The 12,541-nt window shown below is 32.2% G+C and carries 16 protein-coding genes; 6 read left to right on the plus strand and 10 right to left on the minus strand.

Annotated features, from left to right (window positions below; genetic code table 11):
* A complete protein-coding gene (locus ACX119_RS08860; RefSeq protein ID WP_459350892.1) occupies positions 1–1,257 on the minus strand; it encodes a sensor histidine kinase in 1,257 nt (418 codons plus the stop codon).
* A gap of 385 nt (positions 1,258–1,642) precedes the next feature.
* Here ACX119_RS08860 and ACX119_RS08865 point away from each other — a divergent pair, with 385 nt between their 5' ends.
* Positions 1,643–2,434, plus strand: coding sequence for a DUF72 domain-containing protein (locus ACX119_RS08865; RefSeq protein WP_459350893.1), 792 nt, complete (start codon positions 1,643–1,645; stop codon positions 2,432–2,434).
* Between the two features lie 5 nt (positions 2,435–2,439).
* On the opposite strand, the gene ACX119_RS08870 is transcribed toward ACX119_RS08865, so the two are convergent.
* From ACX119_RS08870 to ACX119_RS08880, 3 genes are all read right to left on the minus strand, one after another.
* Entirely contained in the window at positions 2,440–2,826 is a 387-nt protein-coding gene (locus ACX119_RS08870) for a response regulator (protein WP_459350894.1), read from the minus strand.
* A 133-nt stretch (positions 2,827–2,959) separates the two neighbouring features.
* Positions 2,960–3,955 carry a DMT family transporter gene (locus ACX119_RS08875; RefSeq protein ID WP_459350895.1) on the minus strand — a complete coding sequence of 332 codons (996 nt, stop codon included), beginning with the start codon at positions 3,953–3,955 and terminating at the stop codon, positions 2,960–2,962.
* Positions 3,956–4,005: 50 nt separating this feature from the next.
* Entirely contained in the window at positions 4,006–4,611 is a 606-nt protein-coding gene (locus ACX119_RS08880) for a hypothetical protein (protein WP_459350896.1), read from the minus strand.
* Between the two features lie 83 nt (positions 4,612–4,694).
* On the opposite strand from ACX119_RS08880, the gene ACX119_RS08885 reads away from it, so the two are divergent.
* On the plus strand, positions 4,695–5,192 hold the full coding sequence (locus ACX119_RS08885; protein ID WP_459350897.1) for a HEAT repeat domain-containing protein: 498 nt from the start codon (positions 4,695–4,697) through the stop codon (positions 5,190–5,192).
* 45 nt (positions 5,193–5,237) lie between these two features.
* Here ACX119_RS08885 and ACX119_RS08890 read toward each other — a convergent pair whose 3' ends face one another.
* From ACX119_RS08890 to ACX119_RS08910, 5 genes are all read right to left on the minus strand, one after another.
* Positions 5,238–6,017 carry a histidine kinase gene (locus ACX119_RS08890; protein ID WP_459350898.1) on the minus strand — a complete coding sequence of 260 codons (780 nt, stop codon included), beginning with the start codon at positions 6,015–6,017 and terminating at the stop codon, positions 5,238–5,240.
* A gap of 54 nt (positions 6,018–6,071) precedes the next feature.
* Positions 6,072–6,563, minus strand: coding sequence for a YkgJ family cysteine cluster protein (locus ACX119_RS08895; protein WP_459350899.1), 492 nt, complete (start codon positions 6,561–6,563; stop codon positions 6,072–6,074).
* A gap of 108 nt (positions 6,564–6,671) precedes the next feature.
* Positions 6,672–7,106, minus strand: coding sequence for a YkgJ family cysteine cluster protein (locus tag ACX119_RS08900; protein WP_459350900.1), 435 nt, complete (start codon positions 7,104–7,106; stop codon positions 6,672–6,674).
* Positions 7,107–7,219: 113 nt separating this feature from the next.
* The gene (locus ACX119_RS08905; RefSeq protein ID WP_459350901.1) at positions 7,220–7,456 is read right to left on the minus strand and encodes a hypothetical protein; all 237 of its coding nucleotides are present in this window, start codon (positions 7,454–7,456) and stop codon (positions 7,220–7,222) included.
* Between the two features lie 203 nt (positions 7,457–7,659).
* Complete coding sequence (locus ACX119_RS08910) at positions 7,660–8,208, minus strand: DedA family protein (protein WP_459350902.1); 549 nt, start codon at positions 8,206–8,208, stop codon at positions 7,660–7,662.
* A 130-nt stretch (positions 8,209–8,338) separates the two neighbouring features.
* Between ACX119_RS08910 and ACX119_RS08915 the strand changes: the two genes are divergently transcribed.
* Genes ACX119_RS08915 through ACX119_RS08930 form a run of 4 tightly spaced genes read left to right on the plus strand, consistent with a single transcriptional unit; the run spans position 8,339 to position 10,760 of the window.
* Entirely contained in the window at positions 8,339–8,905 is a 567-nt protein-coding gene (locus ACX119_RS08915; protein ID WP_459350903.1) for a DM13 domain-containing protein, read from the plus strand.
* Between the two features lie 55 nt (positions 8,906–8,960).
* Positions 8,961–9,353, plus strand: coding sequence for an ArsR family transcriptional regulator (locus ACX119_RS08920; protein ID WP_459350904.1), 393 nt, complete (start codon positions 8,961–8,963; stop codon positions 9,351–9,353).
* A gap of 27 nt (positions 9,354–9,380) precedes the next feature.
* Complete coding sequence (locus ACX119_RS08925) at positions 9,381–9,683, plus strand: hypothetical protein (RefSeq protein WP_459350905.1); 303 nt, start codon at positions 9,381–9,383, stop codon at positions 9,681–9,683.
* A 48-nt stretch (positions 9,684–9,731) separates the two neighbouring features.
* Complete coding sequence (locus tag ACX119_RS08930; protein WP_459350906.1) at positions 9,732–10,760, plus strand: hypothetical protein; 1,029 nt, start codon at positions 9,732–9,734, stop codon at positions 10,758–10,760.
* A gap of 1 nt (position 10,761) precedes the next feature.
* On the opposite strand, the gene ACX119_RS08935 is transcribed toward ACX119_RS08930, so the two are convergent.
* Positions 10,762–12,423 carry an acetolactate synthase large subunit gene (locus tag ACX119_RS08935; protein ID WP_459350907.1) on the minus strand — a complete coding sequence of 554 codons (1,662 nt, stop codon included), beginning with the start codon at positions 12,421–12,423 and terminating at the stop codon, positions 10,762–10,764.
* Between the last annotated feature and the right edge of the window lie 118 nt (positions 12,424–12,541).

A 12,541-nucleotide genomic window follows, 5' to 3' on the forward strand; every position in this document is an offset into this window, starting at 1 on the left:
TTATTTTTTGGGTAGTGATATGATGAATCTAGTTGGATTAATCTTTACACGAATTGTACCCTCATGCTGCTCTATGATTTTTTGGCATATTGATAGTCCTAAGCCAGTACCACTTTGTTTTGTTGTATAAAGAGGGTCAAAAATTTTTTTTAAATTCTCTTCTGTAAGTCTTTTTCCAGAGTCCTCAATTGTAATGACTGTGTTTTGTGAATTCTCATTTAGATCAATTCTAATACTTCCATTATCTCCTATTTCATCGACAGAATTTTTTATCAAATTTGAAATTACTGAGCCAATCTTAATTTTATCTGCGAAAATTTTATAATCATTTTCGGGTAATTTGATTTGTATTTGTTTGGAGATAGGAATTTCATTTATTGCATCTTTAATTGATTCTAAAAGACTAAATTCCTCTTTTTGAATTTCTTGATTTTTTGCAAAATCTAAAATATCGTTTGTTAAGTATTGTATCTTGTTTATTGAAGTTTCGATCTTTTTAAATTGTTTTTCTGCAAATTCATCATCAAGTTCTTTCTTTTTCATTTTCAGTATATCAAATGACCCTTTGATTGCAGTCAATGGATTTCTAAGATCATGAGCGATGTTTGCACCGATCTCCCCAATTACTGCAAACTTTTCTAATTTTATTTTCTCATTTGAAAAATTGTTGAGAATTTTAAAGATGAGATAAACTAGTAGCACATGTGCAATTACATTAATGATCAAGAAAATTATTTGGAAACTAATTATCAAAGACTCTATTTCGAGAAGGAATAATGCAATATCAGAGACCAGATTATCTGAACTTTGAATTAGAACTTCACCATGTGTATCAACCTGATTTAGTAATTCATTACGATCATTTGAATTAGAAATAAAATAGTTTTTAATGCTGCTTTCAAAATTAACATAATCTTGTTCCACAAGATTCCATGTGTCTTGGAGTTTTTCAGGAAGTTTTACTAGTGAAATACCATCCATACTACCCCCTTCTTTAATTAAATACAGATTTTCTTTAAGAGACTCTAGAGATGAAAGTTTTGGCATAGTTTGAGAATTAAAATTAAATCCATTATGTTCAAAATTATGAATTTCTAACATTGTTCTAAGTGTTAGCAATCTGTTTAGTCCTGCATGATCAATTGTATTTCCAAGAGTTGTCCATTCAGATTCTAGATATATCATTATCATAAAACTTCCAGTAATTAGCATAACTTGAAAACCTACAATTAGTGATATTTTTTGTTTTGGAGACATGATAATTATCACAATCTCTCTTTTTGTTTTTAATAAAAATTAGTCTGAGGATTTTCTTTTGGGCATTGGAGGGATATAGATATACACAAATTCTTTTTTCTTTCTAATACGAAACATAAAATGAATTGAGATATTTTTGATATAAACATCAAGTAGGACTTATCCATCTTACTATTTTTTGATCGCCTAAAATTACCACTAGTGGAAAAAGTGAGTGCTCTTTTTATCTGAGAAACGCGTATTAGGAATAGAAAGCTGACACAATGCCCTATTGTCTATGCAGGCGATTGTTTACCTGTCTGAGCATACAAGCAGGACTGTGTAAAGGTTGAACCGCAATAGTCAGCTTTCAAATTTTTAAGACCACAATAAGTCGTAATTTATTATGAATATCAAGATAGGGTGTACTGGTTGGAGCTATCATGGTTGGTCAGGTACATTCTATCCAAAGAGCCTGAAAAGTTCTGAGTGGCTCAAATATTATGCCCAGATCTTTGACATCACAGAGATAAATTCAACATTTTATCGAATTCCTGCTCAAGAGATAGTAAGAAGGTGGAATAAAGATACACCAAGACACTTTAGATTCACAGCTAAATTTCCATCATCTATTACTCATGAGAAGAGACTGGAAAAAGTAAATTCCGAAGTATTCTCTTTTCTATCATCACTTTCTCCAATTTATGAAAAAATTTCAGCACTTGTTTTACAACTACCACCATCATTATCATTTGAGGAGGCAAAGCCAAGATTATCAGAATTATTTGATCTGCTACCTGATGACTTTGTTTATCCGATTGAGGGTAGACATGAGTCATGGTTTACTGAAGATGCAATATCATACCTAAAACAAAATAAACTCTGTCTTGTTTGGAATGATGTTGCAGGTGTGAACAATCCAATGACAATAACTACAAACTATCTTTATATCAGATTAATTGGTGACCGCTCAATTGCAGATTCAGAATTTGGTAAGGTATCAAAAGACAGATCAAACATGATAAAGGATTGGGTAAAAAAACTCAAGGAGATTCAAGACATTCCACTAGCTATGATAATGTCTAACAATCACTATGAAGGATTTGGGCCATCAACTGCAAATTCACTAAGGATGGAATTAGGATTAAGAGAATTGATCTGGGAAGAAAAAAAGGAAAAAACACTAGGTAATTTTTAAAATAATTACTCAACTACCATTTTATTTGATTTTGCTACTTTGTTGATAACTTTGAACAGTTTTTCAATTTCAAATGGTTTATAGATGATAGCTGATGCTCCAAGTGAATTCAATTTATCATAAGTTTGAGATTCAACTTCACCTGTAATCATAATTACAGTAGATAATGGATCAAATTTTTTGATTTCATCAAGTGCTTCAAAACCATTTTTTTTAGGCATTCTTACATCAAGCAGTACAACACTTGGTTTGTGTTTCTTGTATAGTAAGACCGCTTCATTGCCATTAAATCCGGTTCCAACTACTTCATATCCATTTAGAGTCATTAGTTCAACTAATAGTGAGTTTATCACATCATCATCATCAATAATTATAGCAGTCTTTTCAGTCACGCTAGGTATAGCCCCCAATGTGGAATTTAGCATATACACTAACCATCATTAATCCCAAAATTGGTACTGATACATATTATTAAAATATTATCAAAATAGCATATTGTAGTCACATTACAATATGACTTCAAAATTACATAGTACTCACTTTAATCCCTCGATTCTCATTAATTCTGCGATTGTCTTCGTTAGTGGTAATTTCTGGTTCAGATTCAGCTTCTGCTAATTTGTTACGCAAAAAGAAAATCCCAGTTAATGTAATCACTAGACATACAATATCAAGTGATGTAATCTCTTCGGCAAGAAATATTCCTGCAAAAATAATTCCAAAAATTGAAGTTGTAGAATAAAGCAAGATGGTTCTAACGGCACCAATTAATTTCAATCCAGCCAAAAATAACAAAGTAGACATTCCGGTTCCAAAGACTGATAGAATCACTAAGTTAGGAATATAGTTTAGATCAAACTGTATTGGGATGTCAAATAATACCAGTAATGCTAATGCAACTATAGCACAGAAAAATGATGTGATCTGTGTAACTCTTCTAGGATTATATCTGTCTCCAATGTATTTGCAAAGTGTAATGTCTACTGCATAAAAAAATCCTGCAAGAATAATCAAAAGATCCCCAGCAACGATATGTTCTAGATTCATTCCATTTTGATACAAGTCATTTCCTATTGGAATGATCATCATACCAACAATGATCATGGAAAATGGAATACATTCTTTGATGTTTAATCTTTCTTTAAAGACAGTCATTGCAATAACAAGAGAGAAAATAATTTCACTGTTGCTAAAAATAGATGCATTAACTACCGAAGCTGTTTGTAAACCAAAAAAGTAAGTAGCAAGTGCTGCTACTTCAGATGCCCCAATCAAGAACATAAACAATAAGTCCCTTTGAGAAAATTTTCTAATTGGATCGGTTTTTCTGGCTACAGGAGTAAAAAATGCAGTACAAATCATGTAAATCAGAAATGTAAGAAGAATTGGATTAATCTCCACCATATCACCAAATCCCAACATGGGTTTTGATACAACATGAAGTAAAGAAGAAAGTACTGCTGCTAGAATAATAAAAATAAATCCAACATAAGATTTTGATTTAGAAATTTGCAGGTTCATAATCCCATATTTGGGATCTTATCATTCCTTATGAATATGATCTTAAATTATTAAATTTGCAGGGTATGTAAAATAGTACTCTGTAGTTTATCGGAATTGTTTAGTTGGACATCAACTTGAACCTTATTTTTATTAATATGGATTCTAAGATTTTTAAAGACACAAACATACTTGTTTATTTTTTTATTATCAACCATAATTTGCCCATCTACAGATAATAGTCCTTCATCAATTAAATTGTTAATTTTTCTATAACCAGAGGTTCTGGGCAAATTACATTCTTTTAAGATATCGGCAATTATTTTTGCATCATCTGAAACTGATTCTAGAATTTTTTTCTTTTCAGGATCACCGTAGGTTTGAAGTATAATTGAGTTTATTGCAGTATCAGATAAAGTATACCAGTTATCATTTGATTTTTTAGATTTTGTCTGAAAGACATTTTCAAAGAACTTTCTTTCAATACCATCTGCACCTTTTCCAAAAAATTCTCTTAATACCAAATCAAGCTTGTCAAATTCTTCCATTGCCTGAGTTAGTGAAATTCCAAATTTTTCAAATAATCTATCATCTATTTTTTTTGCAGTTTTTGCACCAAGATTTTTTTCAATAACATCATTTAGAGACTTTGCTAGTAAGTGATCTAACCCAGGCATGTTATTATTAAGAATTCCATATTAATTAGTATTTTGGGATTTGTAGCTATTTTTATTAAGATCTGATTCCCAAATTTGGTAATTTGCCAGTTCAACTCATAGATGAAAACAATGTCAGAAAAATGCCTAATTTGGAAAGATTTGCTTACTGCGAGAATACCTTGAAAAATGATCCTGACGAATCAAAACGCTGGGATGCAGTCTGGTTAGTTGGCGAAATGATGGAAGAAAGAGAACTCAACGATGCTATGAAACAAAAAATTGCAGACTTGTTAGAATGGACTCTACGAAATGATCAAAATGGCGTTGTAAAACATGAGGCAAGTTTTCAAATTGCTGCTAGAAATCTAAGAGACAAGATTCCTGTTTTAGTTGATATCTCATTAAATGATGATAGCATTCTATCAAAACATGAGGCAATAGAAGCACTTGGGTTAATGAGAGCATTTGAAGTTAAAGAACTAATTAAAGAATCACTAAATGATCCAAGTCGAGATGTTAGAGAGACAGCTCAATTTGTTCTAAAAAGATTTGCAAGGTTAGAAAATTCAGGTGAATACAAACCTTTAGGCATTTTGTAATCAAATCAAATAAGAAATATTAGATTTACAAAAATTGCTCTTTTATCATAGAATTTTTCTATGGAGTAATAATGAATACATAATTAACAAATAACCACCATACCATAATGACAATACTGGGTGTGTAATATCATACCCTTCAAATAATTCAAGATAGTAATACCATGAATCACCAAATGTAAATAATAAAATTCCTAAAGCTAATAATATCCAAGATGTTTCCATCATTCCCTTTTTAAAAATCCTAACACCATATATTGAGAAGCCAAGTGTTGTAGATATTGCTCCTATGAAAGCAACTCCATAAAAGAAATCAAATGAGGATTCTTCAATCCAAGAATACGAAAACAAAATGTAAATGAAAGTAATAATTAAAGGAATGATAATGAGGATTAATTTATCAATCACTGAAATATTTACTGCAAAAAATCTAATATTCAAAATAAGATATACTAGTGTCATCGGGTAAAGTAAATAAAAAAACACATCAGCTATTGAAGGATAAGGATCTAACCCAAGGAACTGTTCATATATTAAATAAGTAAATTCACCCAAAAATAACCCCAAAAAGCCTATTCCTAGTGCAAAAAATGCCTTATGGTAAACCAAGGATTCAGAAAAGCTTCTAGAATTAAGAAAACTTAGTATCGCAACAGACAGTGGGATTAGCATTGCAGGAGCATAAACAATTAGAGTCGGATCATCAACAAACGATACAACAATTTGAAGAGATATAACGCCTGCAATTATTATTCCAATAATTTTAAAATTAATTGATGCCGATAAGTTTGAAGGTACAATATCTGGTTTTTTATCATTTCCCATATTTTTTTCACCAAATTGATATCATAATAATGTGATGATATGAAAAATAAATTTCTAAATGTTTACTCTCCGAAGAATTTTATAATCATATGTTTCTCCAGCATCATCTTGAATTCTCTCAAGATCCATAAACGCATTCATGTGTGTAACAATATCTGAAGTAAAAAGTTCTTTTTCAAATTTAACAAGAATTTCCTCTGACCAAGTCCAATCAAGTTCAGGATTACATGTATACACCACCCAAGTAAGATTTCCATCAATTTTGTAAATATCAAAGGGAAAAATTCTACATTCAAAAGGACGGCCTTCATAAATAGTACATTTTTTATCTGAACCTAAAAACATGCATTCATGAGTATTTGGTTTTGTTTTCAAAAAATGCATTTCTAATCCATTAATGATTTTAATCTCCGAGATGTCAGAAAAATGAGAAAACTCTCTAATAGATTTTGCTTCCTTAGAAGTAATTAACGGGGTTAGAAAATTGATACAGCAAGTACTAGTTTGACATTTGTCACAAAGACCTTTCCAAGGATCATGAACCATAAAAAATCATCTTTTTTAAATTATAAAAGAATTTTATATTTACTCAACAAAATTGAATAAATATTAAAATAATATATTAATATAAAAAACCATTGGCATTATCCAAAATTAACTGAATCCCCAAATTACTTCTCTTAAAACGATATATGGTGTTTTTTCAGATTCTGTTGGTAAAACCATAGTGGTGTGTTCTGAGAAAAAATCAATATTATTCATTAGTTCATCAAAACCAGCTGATTTTTCCAAAGTTTGTAGATAAGACTCGCTCCATTTCCAGTCACTGTCTTTGTTACAAGAATAAACAATCCAATGATAGGAATTACCCACATAAATAATGTCAAAAGGATAAAGTTTGCAATCAATAGGTCTAGAGTCATAGATTGAACATCCACCAGTATTACTATCCCAGAATACACATTCATTGGAATTGCTTTTCTTTTCAATTGCAGTAATTTGTTTTCCTTTAATAGTGATTAATTTGGTGTGATCAGAAAATTTTGGATCAATTAATTTTATTTTTTTCAATTCATCTGGAAAAACCAATGGCACTGCAGAGTCAGTACAACAGTTTTTGTGATTGCAATTGCCACAAAGCTTTTCAAACATCAAGAACATTAATTTTGCATAGAATTAATGATTTTGGTAATATCGTCAATTTATTCAGAAAGAGATTGAATATGAGATTTTGATTTTTTAAACGCATTTGATATTTTTTTGTTTAGAGCCTCTGTGTCGGCTTTTGAGAGGGTTGGTTTTTGGTTTTTTACAATATTGCATTCAATAGTCATTGGAAGTTCTTTTAGATTAGAATATTGTTCATAGGTAAGTTTTGCAATTTCTGATTTTTTATCTCCTTCAAATCTGAATTTCACCAATAATGAAGGAGTATCCATTTCACGTAGATTATATGATAAGAGTTAAAAATGTTATGAACTTATGAATATCTAAATTTTAATTTTAAATTAGAAGTTGTAGAAATAGACAAATTAAATAATCATTACAGAGATCTCCAATGATTTAGGGGAGCATTGAAGAATCCCTGTAAACATCCAGCCAAACAATAGGACGAATACAATACATAGGTAGTTTTCAATATTTAAGGCAACGATGTTAAATTGCTAGTGCCAAGGCCTATTGCTTCTCCAAAATAATATCCAGATAGTATAGTTCCAGTTGACCAAACACAAGAACCTGCAAATGTATAAATCACAAACTTTGGTATTCTCATCTTTAGCAATCCTGCAGGAACGGAAATCATCTCCCTCATTACAGGAACCATTCTTCCCAAAAATACAGCCTTGTCACCATATTTTTCAAACCAAATCTCAACACGTTCTAATTTTTTCTCAGAAACCCGAACATATTTTAGATAACGAAGGAGAACAACTCTTCCAAGCTTTAATGCTATCAGATAGATTGCCGAGGTTCCTATAGTTGCTCCAATTGCACCAAGAATTATCATCGGAATTAATCCAATTAATGAAATTCCTTGTTGTGATGCTAAGAATCCGGCAGTAGGGAATATTGCAAGTGTTGGGATTGGAGGAACTATTGTCTCTAGCAATGCTGCTAAAAAAATCCCTTCATAGAGATGCTGACCCAAAAATTCAGTTACCCAAATCAAAAACGAATCAAACGGCTCCATTTGATTGTGGCAATGAAATCTTACTAAATTACTTTACGAGTATCTTTTCACATAATTTGGTCATTTTGTGCCTAAAGATTGGGGTCAAAAATGGAAAATTGGCTTTATACCAAAAATCAATCATTTTATCATGAACAAATCTTTGCTTGCAGCAATTGTGTTAGTTGTGGTTGGTTCAATAACAGCATATGCAATATCACCATATTTTACAGAGTCAACTATTGATGAAGCAATTCCTGTTGGTGCAATAAATCAAAAAATTATGGAGGAAGAAACTATGATGGGAGAAACTATGATGGGAGAAACTATGATGGGAGAAACTATGATGGGAGAAACTATGATGGGAGAAACTATGATGGAAAAGGAGATACCAATTACTTACAGCGGAACATTTGTAGGTGTTGGGGATGGAATACATGATGCTCAAGGTAACACATACACAATTCCATTAGAAGATGGAAGTACTGTTCTTAGATTAGAGAACTTTGAGTCAACAAACGGACCTGACTTGTATGTTTATTTGTCAACTGATGAGAACGCATCTGAATTTGTAAATCTTGGAGAACTCAAGGCAAACAGAGGAAGTCAAAACTACAATATTCCGGATGGAACCGATCTTAGCAAATACAGCAATGTTCTGATCTGGTGTAAAACATTTGGTGTTTTGTTTGGAAGTGCAGAGTTATCTTCCCAATAATTTTTTTAATTCTCAAAAGGAATTTTTTATATCCTATTCTGATTCTGAGCAATCAGTGTTTGCACAAATTCTAGTTTTACCAAGTTATTCATTTTCAAACATTATTCCGAAAAACCTATTCTCATTTTCAGGTACAGATATTGGTCAATCTGTGCCTAATCCTAGGTTTAAAATGATACTTTGGTCAATCATTGCAGGAACTAGAGGGGGAATCAACAGAGCTAAGATTCTTAATCTAATCAAAGATACACCAATGAATGCAAACAAGATAGCTACAGTCTTGAATTTAGATCACAAAACAGTTGTACATCATGTAAAGATTTTATCAAAAAATGAACTTGTTGTAAAGGCTGAAAAAGAATACGGGGCAGAATTTCATTTAACACAAATTATGAAAGATAATCAAAGCATACTAGAGGAGATAATGCAAAAAATTGGAACAAAGTGAATTAGTAAAAATTAGGATATGGTATTCATGGTAGACTTTATGCTTGCCGCAGTTATTTCTGCATTTCTGAACATAGGATTGCTGCTTGTAACGATTGCAACATATGTTCAAAACATGAGAGTGATAAGATCGTACTATACATCGGGTCTAGTACTTGTTGCAGTTTTGCTAATGATTCAAAATATAGTGATTGTGTTATTCTGGTCTACTCTATACATGGATGATAAGGCTTTGATGATGTCAGCTGATATGGTATCTCATTACCTGTTTGCAATTAATGTAATTCAGACAATTGGTCTGTCAGTTTTGGTTTGGATTACAAGAAGATAATACTATTTTGCAGATAAGGTCTAAATTCTATGCACTAATGTAGAAATCATGGGCAAAAAAGTTGCAATAACTATAACCATAATTTCAATAATCATTATAGTTTTTGGTGGACTATTTGCATATTCTTACACCAATCTTTTCGTTGAACTCAATGACGTAAGATTACTCAGTATTGATTGGGAGACGCTATCTTGGGATACTCTGATCAGTGTAGGTCTTGATGCACTTACTGGGAATTGGCTTGATGCAGCATTTGGATTAATCCAAGGGATAAACCTAAATCTAATTTTTAGCCTCACAAATAATGGATTTTTGCCAGTTAATATTCCTGATTTGACATATGATGTGATAATTAATGGGATTCAAATTGGAACAGGAGAAAGCAAAATTAACACAATAATCTATCCAGGTCAGACAATTGAGATTGTTTCATTTCAGAATTTACAAAAGAGCGGGCTAGAACCTGCAGTAAGATCTATTGTTGAAGCTCAGGGGATAATGGATCTAAAGGTAAAGGGAATTGCAGTTTTTAACATACTTTGGATTGATGTTCCAATTCCATTTGAGTCATCAAAGAAAGTATCAGTGTATACTGAGATCAGAAACAAAATATCGGCTGAGATTCAAAAAAACCAAGTACAAACACCATCTGCAGTTGATTCGTTTGGCGAAACCATTGGAAATGTAATTGATTCTATTGTTGCTCAAATCTTTGGAACAGAAGATGAAGAATTATCATTTCCAGGAGAAACAATAATAGATTCTACATACACGGTCAGTCCAGGAAAATACCAGAGCATTCCAATATCTGTTGATTGTAATGCAAATATTCACATAGCATTTTCAGCTAGTTCTCCCCTTGGAAACAATATTGTCTTGTATGTTTTTGATGAATACAATTATCTAAAATTCCAAAATGCTCAAGGAATATTTTCAATGTATAACAGTGACAAGGTAGAATCAGGAGAGTTTGATATGTTACTCAAGCCAGGGAATTACTATATTGTACTATCAAACACATACTCTACAATTTCAGAAAAATCAGTAAAACTGCAAGCAGCAGTTATTTGCATGTAATCTAACTTTCAAAGTCATCATGGAGTAGAAGTTTATTTCTAGAGTAATCAACATCTACTGCAATAATTACAGGCTTGTCCTTTGATTTCTTAGCCTCCTCTAGGACTTTTGGGAATTCCTCAGAAGATTTTATGTGATACCCAATTGCACCAAAACTTTCTGCAAGTTTTACAAAGTCTGGGTTGTTGAATCTAGTGTATGCATCTTTACCATATTCATCCATTTCTTTAAGAGATATCAAACCATATCCACCATCAACCCAAACTACAATGATTATTGGAAGTTTCAGTCTTGAAGCTGTCTCAATCTCATGAACACTCATCAAGAAGGCACCATCACCACACATTGCAACAACCTTTCTCTGAGGATAAACTAACTGGGCTGCAATTGCTCCAGGAACTGAGAATCCCATAGAACAGAATCCATTTGGGATAAGACAAGTGTTTGGAACATATGTGTTGTAGGTTTTTGCAATCCACATCTTGTGTGCACCAACATCAGATAACACTATGTCATTGTCATCAAGAGCGGCCCTGACATCAGTTACAAGTTTTTCAGGTTCTATTGGATAGGATGTATGATTTTTGTGACGCTCTATTCTATCCACTACTTGTTGTTTAATTTTTTTAAATAATTCAGGAAACTCTTTTTTTGGATAATCAATTGATGGATTTTCCTTCTTTTCTTTTTCAAGTTCTTCTAGAATTGCATCGATTGTATACTCTACATCTGCATCAATTTCCACATCAGGAGGATAGTATGTGTCAATCTCAGCAGGTGTAAAATCAATGTGAATAATCTTTTTACTCAAATCACTGTTCCAGTGTTTTGGACTATACTCTACAAGATCATATCCTATTGCAATCACTAAATCAGCATCCTTCATTGCAATCAATGCATGATCTGCCTGCTTAATTCCAATGGTTTGAAGGTGCCTCTCTGATTTATCAGAGATTACACCCTTTGCCATGAATGTATTCATAGAGCAAATTCCTGACTTTTCTGCAAATTGCCTAATGTGAGAACTTGCATTCTCACGAATGCAGCCATTACCCACCAAAATTAGAGGCTTTTTTGAATCAAGGATTAGTTTTGCAGCCGAATTTACAAGCGATGGATGAGGCTTTGAGCGAATTGACAATGATTGTCTAATTGGAAGAATGGTAGATTCTTTTTTTGCAATGTCTTGTGGAAGCTCAATGTGGGTTGCACCACTTTTTTCTTCAAGAGAGATTTTGAATGCTCGTCTAACAATTTCAGGAATGTTATCACTATTTCTAATTGACCAATTCCATTTTGTAATTGGTTTAAACAGTGTAATTGCATCCATATTTTGATGAGACTCTTTGTGTAATAGATGCGAATCAGTTTGCCCAGTAATTGCAAGAACACGTGATCTATCCATGTTTGCATTTGCAATTCCTGTTGTAAGATTTGTAGCTCCAGGTCCAAGTGTTGCAAGACAGACTCCAACTTTGGGAGTTATTCTTCCATAAACATCTGCCATGAATGCAGCAGATTGCTCATGTCTAACAAGAATAAATTGAATCTTTGAATTTAACAGTGATAAACAAAAGTCAGAGTTTTCTTCTCCAGGAAGACCAAAGATATACTCAACACCTTCACTTTCAAGGCATTTGACAAACAGATCAGAGGATTTCATTAAATTGTCACACAGTATAAAATAATCAGGAATATCTACTTTGTCATTCAAGAAAGATTAAGAGTGTGATTCGTCTAATTTGTGAGTGGACAAAGAACGATTAAGAGTAAAGAGTGGA

It is taken from the genome of Nitrosopumilus sp. S4 (assembly GCF_054515835.1).

What these genes read in the sequence shown, in the direction of transcription:
- ACX119_RS08890 (WP_459350898.1), bottom strand. Translation starts at nt 6,017, where the DNA reads ATGGGAAATGATAAAAAACCAGATATTGTACCTTCAAACTTATCGGCA.
- ACX119_RS08875 (WP_459350895.1), bottom strand. Translation starts at nt 3,955, where the DNA reads ATGAACCTGCAAATTTCTAAATCAAAATCTTATGTTGGATTTATTTTT.
- ACX119_RS08865 (WP_459350893.1), top strand. Translation starts at nt 1,643, where the DNA reads ATGAATATCAAGATAGGGTGTACTGGTTGGAGCTATCATGGTTGGTCA.
- ACX119_RS08895 (WP_459350899.1), bottom strand. Translation starts at nt 6,563, where the DNA reads ATGGTTCATGATCCTTGGAAAGGTCTTTGTGACAAATGTCAAACTAGT.
- ACX119_RS08910 (WP_459350902.1), bottom strand. Translation starts at nt 8,208, where the DNA reads ATGGAGCCGTTTGATTCGTTTTTGATTTGGGTAACTGAATTTTTGGGT.
- ACX119_RS08860 (WP_459350892.1), bottom strand. Translation starts at nt 1,257, where the DNA reads ATGTCTCCAAAACAAAAAATATCACTAATTGTAGGTTTTCAAGTTATG.
- ACX119_RS08930 (WP_459350906.1), top strand. Translation starts at nt 9,732, where the DNA reads ATGGGCAAAAAAGTTGCAATAACTATAACCATAATTTCAATAATCATT.
- ACX119_RS08880 (WP_459350896.1), bottom strand. Translation starts at nt 4,611, where the DNA reads ATGCCTGGGTTAGATCACTTACTAGCAAAGTCTCTAAATGATGTTATT.
- ACX119_RS08915 (WP_459350903.1), top strand. Translation starts at nt 8,339, where the DNA reads ATGAACAAATCTTTGCTTGCAGCAATTGTGTTAGTTGTGGTTGGTTCA.
- ACX119_RS08925 (WP_459350905.1), top strand. Translation starts at nt 9,381, where the DNA reads ATGGTAGACTTTATGCTTGCCGCAGTTATTTCTGCATTTCTGAACATA.
- ACX119_RS08935 (WP_459350907.1), bottom strand. Translation starts at nt 12,423, where the DNA reads ATGAAATCCTCTGATCTGTTTGTCAAATGCCTTGAAAGTGAAGGTGTT.
- ACX119_RS08905 (WP_459350901.1), bottom strand. Translation starts at nt 7,456, where the DNA reads ATGGATACTCCTTCATTATTGGTGAAATTCAGATTTGAAGGAGATAAA.